At 64.2% G+C, this 17,956-nt stretch carries 20 protein-coding genes and 1 pseudogene; 9 read left to right on the forward strand and 12 right to left on the reverse strand.

The window, feature by feature from the left end; genetic code table 11:
• Window positions 1-128: 128 nt before the first annotated feature.
• Complete coding sequence (locus IC762_RS19105) at window positions 129-1,046, forward strand: nucleoside hydrolase (RefSeq protein WP_195783813.1); 918 nt, start codon at window positions 129-131, stop codon at window positions 1,044-1,046.
• 10 nt (window positions 1,047-1,056) lie between these two features.
• On the opposite strand, the pseudogene IC762_RS19110 reads toward IC762_RS19105, so the two are convergent.
• The 5 genes and pseudogenes from IC762_RS19110 to IC762_RS19130 form a co-directional block, all read right to left on the reverse strand.
• Window positions 1,057-1,966: pseudogene (locus IC762_RS19110) on the reverse strand (YncE family protein).
• Window positions 1,967-1,989: 23 nt separating this feature from the next.
• Window positions 1,990-2,526 (reverse strand): SRPBCC family protein, encoded by a 537-nt coding sequence (locus tag IC762_RS19115; protein ID WP_195783814.1) that lies wholly within the window; start codon window positions 2,524-2,526, stop codon window positions 1,990-1,992.
• A gap of 195 nt (window positions 2,527-2,721) precedes the next feature.
• Window positions 2,722-2,934: a hypothetical protein gene (locus IC762_RS19120; RefSeq protein ID WP_195783815.1), complete on the reverse strand. Its 213-nt coding sequence runs from the start codon at window positions 2,932-2,934 to the stop codon at window positions 2,722-2,724.
• Between the two features lie 115 nt (window positions 2,935-3,049).
• Window positions 3,050-3,844 (reverse strand): AAA family ATPase, encoded by a 795-nt coding sequence (locus IC762_RS19125; protein WP_195783816.1) that lies wholly within the window; start codon window positions 3,842-3,844, stop codon window positions 3,050-3,052.
• Entirely contained in the window at window positions 3,844-4,161 is a 318-nt protein-coding gene (locus IC762_RS19130) for a hypothetical protein (protein WP_246801090.1), read from the reverse strand. Before IC762_RS19130 ends, IC762_RS19125 begins: the two co-directional genes overlap by 1 nt.
• A 105-nt stretch (window positions 4,162-4,266) precedes the next feature.
• Between IC762_RS19130 and IC762_RS19135 the strand changes: the two genes are divergently transcribed.
• Window positions 4,267-4,590, forward strand: a complete 324-nt coding sequence (locus IC762_RS19135; RefSeq protein ID WP_195783817.1) for a hypothetical protein — start codon at window positions 4,267-4,269, stop codon at window positions 4,588-4,590.
• Between the two features lie 750 nt (window positions 4,591-5,340).
• Here IC762_RS19135 and IC762_RS19140 read toward each other — a convergent pair.
• The 4 genes from IC762_RS19140 to IC762_RS19155 form a co-directional block, all read right to left on the reverse strand.
• On the reverse strand, window positions 5,341-6,216 hold the full coding sequence (locus IC762_RS19140) for a PCC domain-containing protein (protein WP_195783818.1): 876 nt from the start codon (window positions 6,214-6,216) through the stop codon (window positions 5,341-5,343).
• A gap of 4 nt (window positions 6,217-6,220) precedes the next feature.
• Entirely contained in the window at window positions 6,221-7,855 is a 1,635-nt protein-coding gene (locus tag IC762_RS19145) for an acyl-CoA synthetase (RefSeq protein ID WP_195783819.1), read from the reverse strand.
• A gap of 183 nt (window positions 7,856-8,038) precedes the next feature.
• Window positions 8,039-8,440 carry an SPW repeat protein gene (locus tag IC762_RS19150; protein WP_195783820.1) on the reverse strand — a complete coding sequence of 134 codons (402 nt, stop codon included), beginning with the start codon at window positions 8,438-8,440 and terminating at the stop codon, window positions 8,039-8,041.
• 224 nt (window positions 8,441-8,664) lie between these two features.
• Window positions 8,665-9,612, reverse strand: coding sequence for a tetratricopeptide repeat protein (locus IC762_RS19155; RefSeq protein WP_195783821.1), 948 nt, complete (start codon window positions 9,610-9,612; stop codon window positions 8,665-8,667).
• A gap of 100 nt (window positions 9,613-9,712) precedes the next feature.
• On the opposite strand from IC762_RS19155, the gene IC762_RS19160 reads away from it, so the two are divergent.
• Window positions 9,713-9,985 carry a GNAT family N-acetyltransferase gene (locus IC762_RS19160; RefSeq protein ID WP_195783822.1) on the forward strand — a complete coding sequence of 91 codons (273 nt, stop codon included), beginning with the start codon at window positions 9,713-9,715 and terminating at the stop codon, window positions 9,983-9,985.
• Window positions 9,986-9,996: 11 nt separating this feature from the next.
• On the opposite strand, the gene IC762_RS19165 is transcribed toward IC762_RS19160, so the two are convergent.
• Window positions 9,997-10,788 carry a fumarylacetoacetate hydrolase family protein gene (locus tag IC762_RS19165; protein ID WP_195783823.1) on the reverse strand — a complete coding sequence of 264 codons (792 nt, stop codon included), beginning with the start codon at window positions 10,786-10,788 and terminating at the stop codon, window positions 9,997-9,999.
• A gap of 99 nt (window positions 10,789-10,887) precedes the next feature.
• The gene (locus IC762_RS19170; RefSeq protein ID WP_195783824.1) at window positions 10,888-11,313 is read right to left on the reverse strand and encodes a DUF3597 domain-containing protein; all 426 of its coding nucleotides are present in this window, start codon (window positions 11,311-11,313) and stop codon (window positions 10,888-10,890) included.
• Window positions 11,314-11,605: 292 nt separating this feature from the next.
• Here IC762_RS19170 and IC762_RS19175 point away from each other — a divergent pair, with 292 nt between their 5' ends.
• Both IC762_RS19175 and IC762_RS19180 read left to right on the forward strand, forming a co-directional pair.
• Complete coding sequence (locus IC762_RS19175) at window positions 11,606-12,532, forward strand: DUF2189 domain-containing protein (RefSeq protein WP_195783825.1); 927 nt, start codon at window positions 11,606-11,608, stop codon at window positions 12,530-12,532.
• A gap of 244 nt (window positions 12,533-12,776) precedes the next feature.
• Entirely contained in the window at window positions 12,777-13,592 is an 816-nt protein-coding gene (locus IC762_RS19180; RefSeq protein WP_195783826.1) for a lytic murein transglycosylase, read from the forward strand.
• 106 nt (window positions 13,593-13,698) lie between these two features.
• Here IC762_RS19180 and IC762_RS19185 read toward each other — a convergent pair whose 3' ends face one another.
• Entirely contained in the window at window positions 13,699-13,962 is a 264-nt protein-coding gene (locus tag IC762_RS19185) for a hypothetical protein (protein ID WP_246801092.1), read from the reverse strand.
• Window positions 13,963-14,721: 759 nt separating this feature from the next.
• On the opposite strand from IC762_RS19185, the gene IC762_RS19190 reads away from it, so the two are divergent.
• From IC762_RS19190 to IC762_RS19205, 4 genes are all read left to right on the forward strand, one after another.
• Window positions 14,722-14,874: a DUF1127 domain-containing protein gene (locus tag IC762_RS19190; RefSeq protein WP_195783828.1), complete on the forward strand. Its 153-nt coding sequence runs from the start codon at window positions 14,722-14,724 to the stop codon at window positions 14,872-14,874.
• A 201-nt stretch (window positions 14,875-15,075) separates the two neighbouring features.
• Complete coding sequence (trmFO, locus tag IC762_RS19195) at window positions 15,076-16,509, forward strand: methylenetetrahydrofolate--tRNA-(uracil(54)-C(5))-methyltransferase (FADH(2)-oxidizing) TrmFO (protein WP_195783829.1); 1,434 nt, start codon at window positions 15,076-15,078, stop codon at window positions 16,507-16,509.
• A 5-nt stretch (window positions 16,510-16,514) separates the two neighbouring features.
• The gene (locus IC762_RS19200; RefSeq protein WP_195783830.1) at window positions 16,515-17,627 is read left to right on the forward strand and encodes a serine/threonine protein kinase; all 1,113 of its coding nucleotides are present in this window, start codon (window positions 16,515-16,517) and stop codon (window positions 17,625-17,627) included.
• Window positions 17,628-17,673: 46 nt separating this feature from the next.
• Window positions 17,674-17,952 (forward strand): DUF1488 family protein, encoded by a 279-nt coding sequence (locus IC762_RS19205; RefSeq protein WP_195783831.1) that lies wholly within the window; start codon window positions 17,674-17,676, stop codon window positions 17,950-17,952.
• The last annotated feature ends 4 nt before the right edge of the window (window positions 17,953-17,956 follow it).

The following is a 17,956-nucleotide window of genomic DNA, read 5'->3' on the forward strand; positions in this document are numbered from 1 at the left end:
GGGTTAGCTCGTAGGGCGGATTAGCGAAGCGTAATCCGCCGCTCGGCGACGAAGCTGGCGGGTTACGCCTTCGGCTAACCCACCCTACGCTCCAATCTCGGCATCATGATTGGTTCGGGAAGCAAGCGATGCCCCTCACCGAAACCACCCGCCTGAAACTCCTCACCCCACCCGCCGGCCGCGTCCGCGTCGTGCTCGACACCGACACCTACAACGAGATCGACGATCAATTCGCGACCGTCCAGATGCTGCTGTCGCGGGATCGCTTCGATGTCGAGGCGATCTATGCCGCGCCGTTCTTCAACAGGCGTGCGGACGGTCCGGGTCGCGGCATGGAGCTGAGCTATCAGGAGATCCTGCGCCTGCTCGAACGGCTGGAAGTTTCGCCCAACGGCCTGGTGCATCGCGGCGTCACCGACTATGTCGGGCCGCACAAGCAGGCCCGCGAAGCGGCTGCGGTCGACGATTTGATCACGCGGGCGCGAGCCGGATCGCCGGACAATCCGCTCTACGTCATCGCCATCGCGGCGATCAGCAATGTCGCCTCGGCGCTGCTGAGGGCGCCCGACATCATCGATCGCGTCGTCGTGGTGTGGCTCGGCGGCCACGCGCTGGAGTGGCCTGACAACAGAGAGTTCAATCTTCGGCAGGATGTCGGCGGCGCGCAGGTGCTGCTCGACAGCGGCGTGCCGCTGGTTCTGGTGCCGTGCCTCGGCGTCACCTCCAGGCTGCATTCGACCGTGCCGGAGATCGAGCGTTACGTCGAACCGCATGGCGCGATCGGAGCGTTCCTCGCGATGCGCTTCAAGGAATACGCGTCGGATCATATCGGCTGGGCCAAGGAGATCTGGGACATGGCGCCGGTCGGCTGGCTGCTCAACCCGGCGTGGGCGCCGAGCGTGATCGTTCCGTCGCCGGTCCTGACCGATCAGATGACCTGGAGCATCGACCGCAGGCGTCATCCGATCCGCTACGTCACGTTCATCGACCGCAACGCGATCCTGAAGGATTTCTTCCTGAAATTGCGAGCGTTCGCAGAGAAGTAGGCGCCTACGACTACTCAGTTCTTCTGAGAAACATCCCGAACGCGCGCGGGCCGTCGCCGACCTCGACTTCGCCGACGACCTTCAGCTCGGCGGCGTCGATGATGCTGAGCGTGTTGCTGTCCCAGTTCGCGACCACCACGCGCCGCCCATCCGCCGTCGCCTCGATGCCTTCGGGATAATCCCCGACGGTGATCCGCTTCACCGGCTGCAAGCTCGCGAGGTCGAACACGCTGATTTTGCCGTCATACTGGTCGGTGACGAAGCCGCGGCCTTGCGCCAGCGCCACCGCGTAGGGGCGCAGGCCGACATGGACGCGGCCGATCTCGCGGCCGCCGGCGATGTCGATCACGGAGACGTCGTTGGAGCCGACATTGGCGGTGTAGGCGCGCTTGCCTTCGGGGTCGATCGTGATGCCGAATGGGCGCGAGCCGACCTTCACGATGCCCCTGCGCTCGCGCGAGCCGGTGTCGACGATCGACACGCTGTCGTCGTCGCGATCCGCCGAGAGCAGCAGCCGTCCGTCCGGCGTCACGGCAAGCCCGGATGGCGATGCGCCGACCGCGATGCTGGCTGTGACCTGCTGCGCCTTCGCATCGATCACCCGCACCACGGCGGCATACCAGTCGGCGACATAGACGGTGGCACCGTCGGGCGCGACCGCAATGCCGAGCGGGCCGCCGCCGACATCGATCCGGCCAACGACCTTTCGCGCCGACCACGGTGAGCGCCTTGGCGTCGGGGCTCGTCACATAGGCGAAGCGGCCATCCGACGTGACGGCCACGCCGGCCGGCTTGCCGCCGATCGCAATCGTCGCGACCGGCCTCAACGTCGCGAGATCGACGATGGTGAGATCGTCACTGAGCTGGTTAGTGACGAACGCCTCCTCGGCCCGCGCGGCCGTAAGTCCTGCGAGCAACATCACGAGTGCGATGACGCGCAAGGTCAGCTGCCGCTCTCGATCTTCTTCTTCAGCCCTTCGAGCCCGGCACGATAGAGCGCGCTCACCGCCGTCTTCGCGGCCTCGTCGTTCAGCTCGGGCGGCGGGTCGTTGTTGGGAAAACCGCGATAGAATGCACCAGCCCGTTCCAGCTTCGCCTTGCCGTCCGGCGCCGGCGATACCGTCAAGGTCGAGGAATAGTTGGTGACCGGCAACACCTTCACGTCGACGGCCGTGATCCGGTACGAATAGCTCAGCATGTCGGGCTCGTATTTGTAGAGCTCCTCGTCGATGGTCGCGCCATCAGCCAGCGTCAGCCGCCTGATGGCACCGATCTCGTTGCCCTTGTCGCCCTCGGTCTTGCTGACGCCGACCAGCCAGCCCATGTCCTGGAAATTGCCGATCGCCGCCCACACCTTCGCCTGCGGCGCGTCGATCTCGATCGATTCCCGTACCTTCTGCCGGGTCGGCCCGTGCGCCCAGGCGGCTCCCAACACAGCCAACGCCGCCACCACGGCGCCGGCCCTCGCGATCGTTCCCATCCCGTCTCCTCCGGTATCTGCCCGGCCTGCGCCGCATCGGCGTGCCGAAGCTTATGGTTCGGCATTCTGGACCGGATGGAGAAGCGGCATCTTGCACCAGAGTGCAGTCACGGCAGCCGTCGTGTTCGCCGGGAGGCAAGCCTCCCCGAATTCAGGCATGCTTTGGAGCGCGCGCGGCGGACAAGTGCAAGCCGGCTACTTCGCCGGCGTCGCCCGCTCCCATGGCCGCTTGCCATTGGCATCCCGATCCCACGGCCGGGCGCTCGGCGCGGTCTTCTCATCGGCGGCAGCTTTGGCGCGATCGGCCTGGACCCGCTCGCGATCCGTCGGCGGCGTGGGAGACGGCTGAGCTGTCTGCGCGGCGACCGGGCAGACGGTGAGCAAGACGATGATCAGGAACCTTTTCATCCCCGGCTCTACCACGCCCCGCGCGGCCTGTCCGATTTGTCGCATAGGGCAGATCAGCGCAGCGTGGTTGCGTCGCTATGTGACGTCCGCATTACATCGCGCCACACCCGCGCGCTCACTCCTCGATCGCCGCCTCGACAAATCCCCTGGGGTCGGCGCAAAATTCGCGCATGACGCGGTAGTGATCGGTCTGCTCGACGTCGACAGGCTCGAGCCCGTATTTCGACAGCCGCAGCAGTGCTGCGTTGGGATAGGCCATCAGCATCGGCGCGTGGGTTGCCATGATGACCTGGCAATGGCCCGATTCATCCATCCGCCGCAGCAGCTTCAAAAATTCGATCTGGCGCGCCGGCGACAGCGCCGATTCCGGCTCGTCGAAGATGAAAATGCCCTGCCGCGCGCAGCGCTCCTGGAAGAACTGAATGAAACCCTCGCCATGAGAGAAGGACAAATAGTCCGGTGCAAAATGAGCTGACGCGCCGGTCACTCCGGCGAGGTCTTGTTGTGCGGCCACCGCGGAACGGTCGAGATACCGCGCAACCGAAAAAAACGTCTCGGCACGGAAGAACCAGCCGTAAGGCACTTTCGGCAGCCAGCCCGCGCGCAGGGCCGAGGCCAGCTCGGCGCCGGTCACTTCGAAGCCTTGCTCGACCGAGTCATGTCCCTTCCCGCCACCGCCGCTGTCAAAGCCGGCAACCGCGGCAATTCCCTCCAGGATGGTCGATTTGCCGGCGCCGTTTTCGCCGACGATGATGGTGATGGCGGACTCGAACCCGAGATCGAAGCCGTCCCTAAAGATCGGGAGGCAAAACGGATAAGCTTCGTGATCCGCGACGAGCGACGGATCGAGCCAGACCCGCTTGAGATACGGCGCGGGAAGATTGATCTCGCGATTCCGTCGTCGTGCCATTATGCCGCCGCCTCCGTCAGTGCCGCCTCAACAATCCCCTCGGGGTCGTCGCAGAACTGGCGCATCAGCCTGTAGTGATCGGTATTCCTGAAACCGACAGGTTCGAGCCCGCCTTTGGTCAGCCGCAAGGCCGCGTCGGGATAGGCCATCAGCACCGGCGAATGCGTGGCCGTGGTGACCTGGCAATGGCCCATTGCGTTCATCCGGTGCAGCCGTTTTGAGACATGCGATCTGGCACAGCAGCGTGAAGGATAGACGTTGCGGTTCGCGATGCGGACCGGATCCGGCCAGACGCGCCGAAGATACGGCGCGGGCATGTTGATCTCACGACTTCGTCTTGCCACTCACCCTGCCCCGAACTCGACGCAACCGGCCGATACAATCGCAGATAGGCAGATCGGTGTCAAGAACATAACAAGAACATGCCCAGCAAGGCCTATAGCCTTTTCCGCGAAGCGATTCTCAGCGAGCAGCAGGTCGTCTGCCGCTACGACGGCCGGCCGCGCGAGCTCTGCCCGCACATCATCGGCCTTAGCAAGGGCGGCGAAGAGGTCGTGCTGGCCTGGCAGTTCGCCGGCCAGAGCTCCGGCAAGCTGCCGCAATGGCGCTGCCTGCGACTCGCACAAGTCAGCGACATCAGCCTGCGCAAGGGTCGCTGGCACGAAGGCGGCTCGCATCGTTCGGAACAGACCTGCGTGAGCACGGTCCACCTCGACATCAACATCCATGTGCGGAAGCGGCGGTAATGTGCTCCCGACGATCCCTCCACTCGTCATTCCGGGGCATGCGAAGCATGAGCCCGGAATCCATTGGGCCACGCATGATGCGGCCCGATGGATTCCGGGCTCTCGCTACGCGAGCCCCGGAACGACGAAGAAAAGAGCCGCGCAAGCGACTTCGTTTTTTCGTAATTTTCTCTTGACGCGGACCCCAACTCAGCTGTCTAATGTCGGCGTCTCATCCGATCGAGGGGCGCTGCGCATCGTCTGGAGTGTTGTGGTGAGATGCGGTGGACGCCGAGCGTGTCGGTGACGACAGCACGCGAGGCGGACGGTGAAGTCGTGCAGGCCTGACGCCCTAGTGGCAGGTGTTGATTCCTTTGAGAAGCTAGCGCTTCTCAGGGATGACGGTGACACAAAAGCCCAGTCTCGCCGGGGCGAGCACGTATAAGCCGTAACCCATCGCGCAGGGAAAGCCGGGTTGTTTCCGGTTACACCTGTGGTCCTACTCCCGTGCTTTTTGTTGCACGGGACCCATGGGTGCAATCGGCACCCGGCTTTCCCTGCGCCCTCTACAAAGCAAGAGGGCGGAACGACAAGCAAAGCTCGGACAACTCATGTCGCGAGAACGCGAAGCTACATCCCCACCCACAACTGTCATCGCCCGATTTAATCGGGCGACCCAGTACGCCGCGGCCTCTCGGCTCAAGCACTCCTGCCTCTGGAATACTGGTTCCCCCGCATGCGCGGAGGACGACACCACATATGTGGAGCCCCTCACGGTCGATCCGCTTCCTCCAGCACCTCGAGCACCAGCTCCATCGTCATCAGCACCGGGTTGTCGCCGCGCACCAGCCGGCCCTCGGCGATGCCGCCGAGATAATCGACCAGTGCGACGTCGAGGCTGGCACGCAGCCGCCGGTTGGCATCGGGCGCGATGTGGCCTGCGGTGACCGCAAGCTCGGTCGCGAACGGCACCACGCTGCGACCGTCGCTGAAGACGGCGCCGATGGTCGAGCCGACGCCGCCATGCAGGCGGGCGCGCAGGATGCCGTGCTGGCGGCAAAAACCCTCCAGACTGCCGGCAAAATCCTGGTTCGGCCGCAGCCGCAACGCAAAGGCGCGGCTCGTGGTCTTCGCCGCCGTCGGCGCCGTTGCGACGGGGCCGAACAGCTTGAAATTGGTCTCACTGTCGGGCTCGCCGCGAAACACAGCACCCTCGATGCCGAACGCGCTGGTCTCGAACGTCTCGGCGACGATGGTCTCCTCCGGCAGCATGTGGCCGCCATTGAAGCGGCCGTCCGCTTCGGTCCACAGCCCATGGCAATGAAAGAACGGCGCGCCGTCGCGCTCGCCAAACGTCAGCGCCGCAAGCTTGAGCCGGGTCACGCCGGCAGGACGAAAGGTCTCGCTGTAGAACGCCGCGTTGGCGCCGTCCTTGGACAGCGCCGGCATCACATAGGCGAACGGGCCGAGCGCCCCGCCCTTCGCGCTCAGCACGCCACTCGCAAATCCTTCCGCCGCGAAACCGCGCCGCACGGACTCGAGCAAGGGAATGCCGGCCTCGAGCGTCATTGGGAAGGCGCGACCGCGCGCCGCGACCGATTGGATGCGCTCAGGCTTGGGAGCGCCGGGCTGGGCAATGCTGCGCATCGCCTCAACCGCCCGTCGATTTGGCTGTCACCTCGAGCAGCCCGCGCGCCTCGAGCTCGTCGCGGACCAGCCGCTTCGGCACCTTGCCGTAACCGGACTTCGGCAGCGCCTCCCAGAAGAAGAAGCGCTTCGGCATCTTGTAGCGCGGCACCTTCGGCGCGAGATAGGCCGCAAGCTCCGCCTCGCCCACTGCATCCGTGCCTTCGCGCGCAACGCAAACGGCGATGCCGACCTCGCCCCAGAACGGGTCGGGCACGCCGAGCACGGCGACCTCGCCGACCGCCGGATGGGTCAGGATCTTCTCCTCGATCTCGCGCGGATAGATGTTGGAGCCGCCGGAGATGTACATGTCGGAGGCGCGCCCGGTGATGTAGACGAAGCCTTCGTCGTCGATATGGCCGAGATCGCCGGTGCGAAACCAGCCGTCGCGGAACGCCTTCGCGTTGGCTTCGGGATTGTCGTAATAGCCCGCGAACACGCCGGGGCCGATCACGCAGATCTCGCCGGTCTCGAACGGCTTCAGCTCGCGTCCGTCGTCGCCCTGGATCGAGACCTGCATGCCGGTGCGCTCGAATCCGCAGGTGCCGATCCGCGCATGCGGGCCGTCCTCGGGGTCGTGCAGCGCGGGCGGCAGCACGGTGATGTTGCCGGTGACCTCGCCGAGCCCGAAGTACTGCACCAGCACGCCGCCGAGCTTTGCCAGGGCCGCCTTCTGGTCCTCGCGATACATCGGCGCTCCCGCATAGATGATGTAGCGCAGCGAGGAATGATCGTGCTGGTCGGCCGCGGGATGCTCGACCATCATCTTCAGAATGGTCGGCACCGTGAACAGGTTACTGACGCGGTATCTGGCGATCAGCCGGAACGCCTCGGCGATGTCGAACTTCTCCGATGGCAGCAGGATAGTCGGCACACCGCGCGCGGTCTGCACCAGCTGATGCACGCCGGCACCGTGCGACAAGGGTGCCACCACGAGCGACGCATCCTGCTCGGTGGTGCCGGGCATCAGATCGGCGAGATGGTTGGTGATGACAAAGGCCATCTGGCCATGAGTCAGCACCGCAGCCTTGGAGCGGCCCGTCGTGCCGGAAGTGAAGAAGAACCAGCAGGGATCATCGTAGTCGACCGGCGCGTTCTCGACCTGCGCACCGGCATGCTTGGCGATGACATCGCCGACCGTCGCTTCACCGAATGTGCCCTCTTCGCCGATCCGCCAGGTGAATTCGAGCGCCGGATTGGCGGCCGCCTTGGCGTGCTCGGGGAAGTCGCCATGGCAGAGGAACGCCTTGGCGCCGGAAGCCGCGGCGAGATAAGCGACCTCGTCAGGCATCAGGCGGAAGTTGGTCGGCACCCAGACCGCACCGAGCCGGAACGCCGCGAACATCGACCAGAACATCTCGTCGCAGTTCTTGGAATGCACCAGGATGCGGTCGCCCTTGACGATGCCGCGCGCGGCAAGCGCCGCCGCCAGCGCCGAGACGTTCTGGTCGATATGCCGCCAGGACCAGGCCTTCTCGTTCCAGATGAAGCCGGGGCGATCGGCGTGACGGCGGGCGTTCTGGGTCAGGATGTAGGCGAGGTTCATCACCCGGCGCGACACCCGCGCGATCCCGCCGCGCGGCGCGGTCGTCCCGCTCATCGCCGCCCCGCCGCTACGCGCAACACATTGGGCATGGTCAGGACGGTCATCAGCTGTTTCCTCGGCGAGAGTCGGGCGTCTTCAAGCGCCGCGAAGGGATCGTGTGATCCGGTTTATCGCCAAGCCGCTGCCCCCTGCAAGGCCCACAAGAATACGACCGAGGTTCGAGCGGTACAGCCGAGACTAGTGCGAATGCTCGGCCAACTCCTGCTCGCTCAGGTTCCAGTCCTGCCAGAGCGCCAGCGCGCCCATCACAGCGACGAGCGCGCCGAGCGCGATGTGCCAGAGCTGCAGCGCCTGATCTTGGGAATAGCTGAGCACGAAGGGCGAAGCGATCAGCCACAGCCCGAGCAAGATGCTCGCCACCTCCTCCCAGCGATGCAGCGCGACATATTCGAGCTGGGCGAGCCCCAGCACCAGCATGCCGACCACAAAGCTGTTGAGCACCAGATGGCTGTGCTCGAGGTCGATCGCGTTGCTGACCTGCATTGGAAACCAGGGCGAGACCATGATCAGCACGCCGAGCAGCATGCCGAGCCAGTCCTCCCAAGAGCGGTGTGTGCCAAACAGACGATTGCCCGACATGACGAACCTCCTCCACGGCGGCGCATCTCCGGGGCCAAGCCTAATCCAACCGTATTGGCCTGCAAGGGCTCACACGCCATGTGTGCGGCGCAGCGTCGCGGAGGCCGGGCTATTCTCGCCTGGCACCGTCATTGCGAGCAGCGGAAGCGACGAAGCAATCCATTACTCCGAACACACGGAAGGATGGACTGCTTCGCTTCGATCGCGATGACGCCAGGACGGCTCTATCGCGTCGCGCCAAGGCGTTCCAGCGCCTCCTGGGCGGTCTTGAGATCCGGGCGCAGTTCGAGCGCCTTGCGGAAATCGGCCACCGCCCCTGGCTTGTCGCCGAGCTGCATCTTGCCCAGGGCGCGGTTGCTCCAGGAATAGGCGTCGTTCGGATCGTACTGCAACGCCTTGTCGTAATCGGCGACCCCGCCTTTGGCATCGTCCTGGAAAAGCCGGATCAGGCCGCGGTTGCGCCAGCCGCGCGCGTCGGTCGGCGCGATCCTGGCCGCCTCGCCGTAATCGGCGGCGGCACGGTCGAGCTGCTTCATGTCGCGGTAGACGTTGCCGCGGTTGATATAGGCGAGCACATTGGCCTGGAGCTGAATTTCCGTCGTGTAATCGGCGATCGCATGCGCCGTGTCGCGCTTGCGGAAATAGACGAAGCCGCGATTGCCATAGGCGCTGGCGAGCTTCGGATCGTACTTGATGGCCAGGCTGAAATCGGCCAATGCGCGATCGAGATCGCCCTTGCCGGCCCAGGCGTCACCACGATTATTGTAGCCGGTCGCGAAGGTCGGATCGATGCGGATGGCCTCGTCGTAATCGGCGATCGCATGATCGAGATCGCCTTTGAAGGCATAGACGCGGCCGCGATTGCTGTAGGGGCAGGCGTAGGCGGGATTGAGCCTGATCGACTCGTTGAGATCGGTAAGCGCGGCGTCGAACTCGCGCCTTTCGGTCAAACCGTAGCCGCGCCCGCAATAGGCCGCCGCGAGCCGCTTGTCCGTTTCGGTCTTGCCGTCGATCACGGCACTGCAGGCGGTCACGCGATCGACAGCCGCGGTCTTCTTGCCGATGCATGCCTGCCAATTCGGATCGTCGTCGGCCGCCGAAGCCTTTGGTGGATTGGGCAACGTCAGGGCGGCGCCGAGCAATACAGCAGTCAGGCAGGCCAAAATGCGCATATCGTCAATCCACAAATGCCAATTTGCGGGTTGGTCGCGCATTTGCGCAGATCGGTTCACGCGCTTACATCAAGGCATGGGAATCAAACAGGATTTTGCGATGGGCGCCGTCCGCGACAACAGCGATCAAAACCGCTTCGAGCTCGACACCGAGGGCGGCATGGCCTTCGCCAATTACCGGCTGACACCGTCGGCCGTGATCATCACCCATACCGAGACACCGCGCGCCCTGCGCGGCCGCGGTATTGCGTCAGAGCTGGTCAAGGGTGCGCTGGAACTGATCCGCGCCGACGGCCACAAGGTGATCGCCGGCTGCGGCTTCGTGGTGGACTACCTCAGCAAGCATCCGGAATATTCGGATCTTGCAGGGTAGCGCCCTGCCCCTCAAACGATCTTGATCGACATATCGGGCAAGCCCTCGAGCTTGCAGAGCAGCACGTCGCCCTTCACCACCGGACCGACATTTTCCGGCGTGCCGGAATAGACGATGTCGCCGGCCTTCAGCTCGAACGCCTCGGAGAGCTTCGCGATCTGCTCGGCGACGCTCCAGATCATGTTCTTCAGGTCCGAACTCTGCCGCACCGTGCCGTTCACCGCGAGCGAGATCGCGCCCTTGGTGAAATGGCCGGTCTTGTCAGCCGGGTGGATCGGACCGAGCACTGCGGCGTGGTCAAAACTCTTGCCGATCTCCCACGGCTTCTTCTCCGCGGCCATGCCGTTCTGCAGATCGCGCCGCGTCATGTCGAGGCCGAGCGCATAGCCATAGACGTGATCCAGCGCCTGCTCGGGCGGGATGTTGGTGCCGCCGGATTTCAGCGCCGCCACCAGTTCGACCTCGTGATGATAGTTCTTGGTCAGCGACGGATACGGGTGATCGGCGACCGTGCCGATCGCGACATTCTGGATCGCATCAGTCGGCTTCTGGAAGAAGAACGGCGGCTCGCGGGTCGGATCCGAGCCGCGCTCGATCGCGTGCGCCGCATAGTTGCGGCCGATGCAGTAGATGCGGCGGACCTGGAACACCTCGCTCGCGCCGACGATCGGGATCGTCACGGCCGGCACCGCAAATATCGGCTTCGGCGCGGTCTCTGCATGCGCCGGCGCGAATTGCGCGGCGGCGCCGGCCAGTGCCAGGGCGCCAGTCGTCAGCATGGTGCGGCGGTCGAGATCAGTCATGGGCGTTCTCCTTCTTGTTGGCTGATCTATAGAGGCTCGCCGTACCATAAAAAAGGGCCCGCGCCGGCGCGGGCCCTCGTCATATCGGCGGTGAACCGATTAGTGCTTGATGTCCGGCGGCAGCTTGCCGCCATTGGCGGCGAGCTTGGTCATCACCTGCTTGTGCAGCCAGATGTTCATGCTGGCGGAATCGTTGGTGTCGCCGGTGTAGCCGAGCTCATGGGCGAGCTCCTTGCGCGCCGACAGGCTGGAGTCGATGTCGAGCGCCTTCATCAGGTCGACGATCGAGGTCCGCCACTCCAGCTTCTCGCCCTTCGCCTTGACAGCCGCGTCGAGGATCGGCGCGACGTCGACGGTTTGGCCGGGTGCCGGCGCGGCATAGGACGACGAGGACGTGGAGGACGATCCGCCGGCGGCGGGAGCCGAGCTCGTCGCCGTGCCGCCGGCCGGCGCCGCACCGCCAGCGGGCGCGGCGCTCGCGCTGCTGCCGAAGATCGCGCCCATGATTTTTCCGAAAATGCTCATCGTTCGCTCCCAGAAGAGTTGAGATGGTGTGAAGGCCAGACGGCGGTGGAACGCCTGACCTGGTCGCAGTTCGACTGTACCGCCCCCTCCATAGCTTGCCAATGCGACATTCACTTGCGCGTGAAAGGCTTTGGTGCGGCTCGGTTTGGGTGTAGCCTTGATGGTTCAGTTCGCGACATGGCCAGTTCCCTGTCTTTCGCGTCTGGCCTGTTCGTGATCGCTTTCGAGAAGACGGCACGTTGTGCCCATGCGCCGGGCGCGGAATGCGGCTGTCCAGAGGGAGACAACGACCATGGCCACTCCATATCAAGGCAATCTCAATCAAGGCAGTGTCACATCGGTGACGCAGAGCGGACAAGGCGCCGCATCTGCGCCGATCATCCGCACCATCGACCTGTCCGATCTGCATCAAGCGCTGCGTCTCGGCTGGGAAGACTTCAAGGCGGTGCCGACGCACGCCATCCTGCTGTGCCTGATCTATCCCGTGCTCGGTCTCGTGCTGGCGCGGCTGGTGCACGGCTACACCGTGCTGCCGCTGCTGTTTCCGCTCGCCGCGGGCTTCGCCCTGCTCGGCCCGTTTGCCGCGATCGGCCTCTACGAGATGAGCCGCCGCCGCGAGGATGGCGGGGAAGCGTCGGCATGGGATGCCATGGAGGTGTTCCGCTCACCCTCGTTCGGCGCGATGCTTGGAGTCGGCACGCTGCTGTTTGCGCTGTTCGTGACCTGGATCGCCACGGCCCAAGGAATCTACACGGCGGTGTTCGGCTACGCGACCGCGGCCAACATTCCCGATTTCGCCGAGCGCGTCCTGACCACCCAGCAGGGCTGGTGGCTGATCGTGGTCGGCTGCGGCGTCGGCTTCCTATTCGCGCTGGTGGCGCTCTGCATCAGCGTGGTGGCCTTCCCGATGATGCTCGATCGCCAGGCGAGTGCCGGCGAAGCGATGGTGACATCGATGCGTGTGGTGGCGCAGAACCCGGTGCCGATGGCGGCCTGGGGCCTCATCGTCGCCGCGTTGCTGGTGCTGGGCACGATTCCGTTCTTCCTCGGCCTTGCCGTCGTGATCCCCCTGCTCGGTCACGCCACCTGGCATCTCTATCGCGAGGTCATCGTCAAGGATCCCAATGTGCGGCCGGTCATCCCCGAACCCCGCGCGCGCAAACCCGCCGCCGATTTCCCGGCCAACCTGTTCCCGTGGCGGCGGAGCGATCGCGGATAACGCGGTTCACCTGGCAAGCAATTCCTGTCCCGACCGCCGGCCGCCCCTCGGCCGGCGGTTTTCTGTCACCGGGGTGCGGCGGGACGCCGTCAACAGGTTGTGAAACTAGCATGGCATTTGCAGCGCTATCTGAGATCGAATCGGTCGACCGGGAGCCTTGCTTTGGCCGCTGTTGTTGCGAACATGCGCGCCGGGTTCTGCGACCAATGACGATGATATTGCAGCCTCCGGAGTGAACGGCCACATGACATTTCGTTTTTCCTTTCGCACGATCGCCGTCGGCGCCTGGCTTTTGACATCGACGGCGTCGGCGCTAGCCGCACAGTGCGGCACCGGGACGTTCGAGTCCTGGCTCGACGACTTCAAGAAGGAAGCCGTCGCCAAGGGCATTTCCCAGAGCGCGATCCAGGCCGGGTTGAACGGCGTCACCCAGGACAAGGCGATCCTGGCGCGCGACCATTCGCAGCAGGTGTTCAGCCAGACCTTCGAGCAGTTCTCCGGCCGCATGGTGCCGCCACGGATGACCCGCGGCTCCAACATGATGAAGCAATACGGCTCGGTGCTGTCGCGGATCGAGGAGACCTACGGCGTGCCCGGCGAGATCCTGGTCGCGATCTGGGGGCTGGAGACCGATTTCGGCGTCAACATCGGCAAGTTTCCGACCACGCGCTCGCTGGCGACGCTGGCCTATGACTGCCGCCGCTCCGACATGTTCAAGGCCGAGTTGATGGATGCACTGCGCATCATCGATCGCGGCGATCTGCAGCCGCAGGAGATGCGCGGCGCCTGGGCCGGCGAAATCGGGCAGACCCAGTTCATGCCATCGTCCTACATCAAGTTCGCGGTCGACTTCGACAACAACGGCAAACGCGACCTGTTACACAACGTGCCCGACGTGCTGGCCTCGACGGCGAATTTCCTCAAGAGCTATGGCTGGAAGCCGGGCAAGGACTGGCAGCCCGGCAGCGAGAATTTTGCGGTGCTCCAGCAGTGGAACAAGAGCGAGGTCTACACCAAGACCGTCGGCTATTTCGCCACCCAGCTCGCCCACGCGCCATAGGGCGCTTTGGGCGTCGGTGCGCGACAGGGAAACGCGCTTGAGAACAAGGCAAAATCAAAGGGCCGATCGCCCCAGGCGACCGGCCCTTATCAGATTAAGCAAAAGCTTACTTGGACATCGAGGCGTGCGCGGCGCGCGAGAGATGCATGCCGCAGGCACCCATCTTGCCGTCCAGCATGGCGCCCTGGGCGAGAGAGACTTCCTTCTCGGCCTCGAACTTGACCGGGGTGTCAGCCATGGCTTCGACGGCCGACTCGGTCTTGGTGAGGTTCGGGCCGCTGCAGCCCATGCCCATATGAGCCGCCTGGGCGGGGACGACAGCGAAAGCAACGGCAGCCATCGCGGCTGCACCGATCAATGTCTTGATCATGGGACTATCCATTCTTTTTCTTAGACAGATCGCCGCATGATTGCGGAATCTGCGAACGGATTATTCGCTGTTCCCGGCAACGTTTCAGAATGAAATTCGCGCGATACAAATGTGATGAGCGCTGCGTGCAACTCCCGCATGCGTTGCATCGGTTTTTCATTACGTGTTGGTAACGAAGCGCTGCGGTTGTTCGTGCGGCAACGCGCGTTCAACCGAAGCGATCAGACTGGATTCTTATTTCTGATAACCAGCAGCAAGCTGCGAGCGCCAGCACGCTCTTCGGTCGTGATCGGCTTGCCAACAGGCCCAAATTGCCAGCCCGGTCAATGTGGCTCATTGCCGCTGCTTCGATCAGGAGTTCGAAACTGCAAACAAATGAACGATTGTTCACTATATAGGCACTCGTTCGCATGCGAATCACGCATGGAACACAGTCCAGTGAACACCTCGCACGACGCCTGCTCGCGCTTGATTAGGCGGTCCGTAAATACCACGTATAGGCTATCACTTGGTATGGCAAAAATTCATTCAACTATCTGACTTGGATTGGCTTTCCTGAAAACCTCTGCGTTCGACGGAACTCGTGTAGGGCAGTTTTCTCCGCAGGCCCGGAACGGTTAATCAAACCTTGCCGTTGCCATGCGTTTTGGTCCTAGCTGCATCGCAACATCGGAACTAGTGCAGCGCACCATATCATCTATATTCACTTCAACGATGACGCTATGGAAAAGCTGAATCGGAACTACTAGGAGACTACCAATGTTACTTTCGCTCATCCGCATGATCCAGGCCTTCCGGGAGTATCAGCGCAATGTCAGCGAACTCTCCCAGCTCAGCGACCGCGAGCTGGCTGATATCGGCCTCGACCGCTCTGACATTCCGCGCGTTGCTGCCGGCACCTACAACGGCTAATCGCCGCGAAGCCACTGAAACGAACGGATAACGCCCGCTCCTGCAGCGGGCGTTGTCGTTTCCGGCGGGATCTGGATGCCTGCAAAGCGCTTTCCGGTACGCACAGACCGGCCATAAAAGCGGGCGATGATTCCACCGTTCTCATCGCGATTTGGCTCGGTTTCAGATGCACGCAGGATCAAAACGCGCTAACGCTGCGCGATGACACCGCATTCTTCACCTTCCGAACCCGTGCACATCGTGGGCGCGGGGCTCGCCGGCTCGGAAGCCGCCTGGCAGGTTGCCAATTCCGGCGTCCGTGTCGTGCTGCACGAGATGCGCCCACACCGGATGACCGAGGCGCACCAGACCGACGGCTGCGCCGAACTGGTCTGCTCGAACTCTTTCCGCTCCGACGATGCCGCCAACAACGCGGTCGGGCTGCTGCATGCCGAGATGCGCCGGCTGGGCTCGCTGATCATGCGATCGGCCGACGCCAATCAGGTGCCCGCCGGCGGCGCGCTCGCGGTCGACCGCGACGGCTTCTCCGCCGCCGTCACCAAGGCGCTGCACGAGCATCCGTTGATCGATCTCAGCCGCGAGGAAGTCGCCGGCCTGCCGCCTTCCGACTGGAGCAACGTCATCGTCGCGACCGGCCCCCTCACCTCGGCCCCGCTGGCCGATGCGATCAGACAATTGACGGACGAGAGCGCGCTCGCGTTCTTCGATGCGATCGCGCCGATCGTGCACAAGGACTCCATCGACATGTCGGTGGCCTGGTTCCAGTCGCGCTACGACAAGGTCGGTCCGGGCGGCACCGGTGCCGACTACATCAACTGTCCGATGACCAGGGAGCAGTATGACGCCTTCGTCGCGGCGCTGCTCGACGGTGAGAAGGTCGACTTCAAAGACTGGGAGACCAACACGCCCTATTTCGACGGCTGCCTGCCGGTCGAGGTGATGGCCGAGCGCGGTCACGAGACCTTGCGCCACGGGCCGATGAAGCCGGTGGGGCTGACCAACCCGCACAATCCGACGGTCAAGCCCTACGCGATCGTCCAGCTGCGGCAGGACAACAAGCTCGGCACGCTCTACAACATCGTCGGCTTCCAGACCAAGCTGAAGCATGGCGCGCAGCAGCGTGTATTCCGGACCATCCCCGGCCTCGAGAAGGCGGAGTTTGCGCGCCTCGGCGGCCTGCATCGCAACACATTCCTGAACTCGCCAAAGCTGCTCGACGCGCAACTGCGCCTGCGCGCCCAGCCCCGGCTGCGATTTGCCGGACAGATGACGGGCTGCGAGGGCTATGTGGAATCGGCGAGCGTCGGTCTCATCGCCGGGCTCTGCGCCGCAGCCGACATGCGCGGCCTGTCGCTGACGCCACCGCCGGCCACGACGGCGCTCGGTGCGCTGCTCGGTCACATCACCGGCGGCCATCTCGAGACGATCGACGCAGGTCCGCGCTCGTTCCAGCCGATGAACATCAATTTCGGCCTGTTCCCGCCGCTCGCCAGTCCGCCGACCAAGAAGCCTGACGGCACGCGGCTGCGCGGCAATGAGAAGACGGTCGCCAAGAAGCAGGCGATCAGCGCGCGGGCGCTGGCCGATCTCGATCGCTGGATCGCAGAGCATCTGCGCATGGCGGCGGCGGCCTGACCATCATGAGCCTCCCGAAAGACGACGCGGCCACCCTGTCGGCGCGCTGGACCCAGGGCGTGCTGCTCAAGCGCGACGTGTTCTCGACCGTCGAGCGCGGCCGCTTCCGCGACCGTGACGGCGAGGTCGACGGCGTGCTGCGCCGGCTCGACCAGGTGCCGTTCTGGTCGTTCGCCCTCGCCCAGCATCTGTTCTGGCGCGAGCGCCGCGCGCTGACCTTGGCGCGCGAGCTCGATGTCGGCCCCAAACTGCTGTGGGCCGGCCGACGTGCGCTGGTGCGCGGCTTCATCGACGGCGTCGCGCTGCATTTGGCAAAACCGCATGGCGACGTTGCCTATTTCCGGTCCGCCAAGCAGGCGTTGTGCAAGCTGCACCGCGCCGGCATCTGCCACAACGACCTCGCCAAGGAACAAAACTGGCTGGTCGGCCGCGACGGCCGCGCCTACCTCACCGACTTCCAGCTTGCCGCCTGCTTCAAGAGCCGAAGCCGGCTGTTCCGCATCGCGGCCTATGAGGATCTGCGCCATCTCCTCAAGCACAAGCGCAGCTATGCTCCGGACGCGCTGACGCCGATGGAGCGCAAGGTGCTGGCCAAGAAATCGGCGTTCGCCAGCATCTGGCTGATGACCGGCAAGAAGGTCTACCAGGCGATCACGCGCGGCATCTTCAATTTCACCGACCGCGAAGGCGGCGGCCGGCGATTGGTCAACGACGCGCCGGTGCTGGCCAACCTGATCCGCAGGAATCCGCAGGTGCGCGATACCGCGATCGTCGCCTTTGCCGACCGTCGCGTCGGTGTCGGGTTGTACGCATTCGTCGAGGCGGATCAGTCGGCACTCGAGAAGACGCTGCAGAGCGAGCTTGCCGCGGCCAAGGGCGTCAAGCCACCCGAGCACATCCAGGTGGTGCATGCGCTGCCGCGCGATGCCGCCGGCAAGCCGCGCACCGAGATCCTGCAGCTCGTCGCAATGAACCAGATCGACTTGATCGAACCGATGATGCGCAGCGATGCCGATCGCGAATTCCTCAAGGACATTCTCGAGCAACGCAAGAATCTGCGCGACAGATTCAATTTCGAAGTCGCCGAGATGGACCGGCCCTCGACAAACGCGTCTTGACCCCCCACTCTTGCGCCGGGCTGGCGCGCTCAAGGGACTCGTTATCATGCCACTCACTCGTGGCCGTATCGGAGGCTATGATTCCGAGCGCATGGCGTTCGGATTCACCATGCTGGACGGCGATCAGGAAATCGAATGCCAGATCAGCGATGCCGCGATGGACGAGCTGGCCGGCACGCGGGGAACGCCGAGCATCGCGCGCCAGGGACAATTCGTCGCCCTGCGCGACGCCGTCGAGCGGATCGCTTCCGACCTCTACGACAGCGGCCCGATGGTGAAGGGCGTCATCGTCCGGATCTTCACGAAGCACATTCCCAAGAACTAGAGTG

The sequence above is a fragment of the Bradyrhizobium genosp. L genome (genome assembly GCF_015624485.1).
Classification (GTDB): domain Bacteria; phylum Pseudomonadota; class Alphaproteobacteria; order Rhizobiales; family Xanthobacteraceae; genus Bradyrhizobium.

What these genes read in the sequence shown, in the direction of transcription:
- IC762_RS19105 (WP_195783813.1), top strand. Translation starts at nt 129, where the DNA reads ATGCCCCTCACCGAAACCACCCGCCTGAAACTCCTCACCCCACCCGCC.
- IC762_RS19115 (WP_195783814.1), bottom strand. Translation starts at nt 2,526, where the DNA reads ATGGGAACGATCGCGAGGGCCGGCGCCGTGGTGGCGGCGTTGGCTGTG.
- IC762_RS19120 (WP_195783815.1), bottom strand. Translation starts at nt 2,934, where the DNA reads ATGAAAAGGTTCCTGATCATCGTCTTGCTCACCGTCTGCCCGGTCGCC.
- IC762_RS19125 (WP_195783816.1), bottom strand. Translation starts at nt 3,844, where the DNA reads ATGGCACGACGACGGAATCGCGAGATCAATCTTCCCGCGCCGTATCTC.
- IC762_RS19130 (WP_246801090.1), bottom strand. Translation starts at nt 4,161, where the DNA reads ATGCCCGCGCCGTATCTTCGGCGCGTCTGGCCGGATCCGGTCCGCATC.
- IC762_RS19135 (WP_195783817.1), top strand. Translation starts at nt 4,267, where the DNA reads ATGCCCAGCAAGGCCTATAGCCTTTTCCGCGAAGCGATTCTCAGCGAG.
- IC762_RS19140 (WP_195783818.1), bottom strand. Translation starts at nt 6,216, where the DNA reads ATGCGCAGCATTGCCCAGCCCGGCGCTCCCAAGCCTGAGCGCATCCAA.
- IC762_RS19145 (WP_195783819.1), bottom strand. Translation starts at nt 7,855, where the DNA reads ATGAGCGGGACGACCGCGCCGCGCGGCGGGATCGCGCGGGTGTCGCGC.
- IC762_RS19150 (WP_195783820.1), bottom strand. Translation starts at nt 8,440, where the DNA reads ATGTCGGGCAATCGTCTGTTTGGCACACACCGCTCTTGGGAGGACTGG.
- IC762_RS19155 (WP_195783821.1), bottom strand. Translation starts at nt 9,612, where the DNA reads ATGCGCATTTTGGCCTGCCTGACTGCTGTATTGCTCGGCGCCGCCCTG.
- IC762_RS19160 (WP_195783822.1), top strand. Translation starts at nt 9,713, where the DNA reads ATGGGCGCCGTCCGCGACAACAGCGATCAAAACCGCTTCGAGCTCGAC.
- IC762_RS19165 (WP_195783823.1), bottom strand. Translation starts at nt 10,788, where the DNA reads ATGACTGATCTCGACCGCCGCACCATGCTGACGACTGGCGCCCTGGCA.
- IC762_RS19170 (WP_195783824.1), bottom strand. Translation starts at nt 11,313, where the DNA reads ATGAGCATTTTCGGAAAAATCATGGGCGCGATCTTCGGCAGCAGCGCG.
- IC762_RS19175 (WP_195783825.1), top strand. Translation starts at nt 11,606, where the DNA reads ATGGCCACTCCATATCAAGGCAATCTCAATCAAGGCAGTGTCACATCG.
- IC762_RS19180 (WP_195783826.1), top strand. Translation starts at nt 12,777, where the DNA reads ATGACATTTCGTTTTTCCTTTCGCACGATCGCCGTCGGCGCCTGGCTT.
- IC762_RS19185 (WP_246801092.1), bottom strand. Translation starts at nt 13,962, where the DNA reads ATGATCAAGACATTGATCGGTGCAGCCGCGATGGCTGCCGTTGCTTTC.
- IC762_RS19190 (WP_195783828.1), top strand. Translation starts at nt 14,722, where the DNA reads ATGTTACTTTCGCTCATCCGCATGATCCAGGCCTTCCGGGAGTATCAG.
- trmFO (WP_195783829.1), top strand. Translation starts at nt 15,076, where the DNA reads ATGACACCGCATTCTTCACCTTCCGAACCCGTGCACATCGTGGGCGCG.
- IC762_RS19200 (WP_195783830.1), top strand. Translation starts at nt 16,515, where the DNA reads ATGAGCCTCCCGAAAGACGACGCGGCCACCCTGTCGGCGCGCTGGACC.
- IC762_RS19205 (WP_195783831.1), top strand. Translation starts at nt 17,674, where the DNA reads ATGCCACTCACTCGTGGCCGTATCGGAGGCTATGATTCCGAGCGCATG.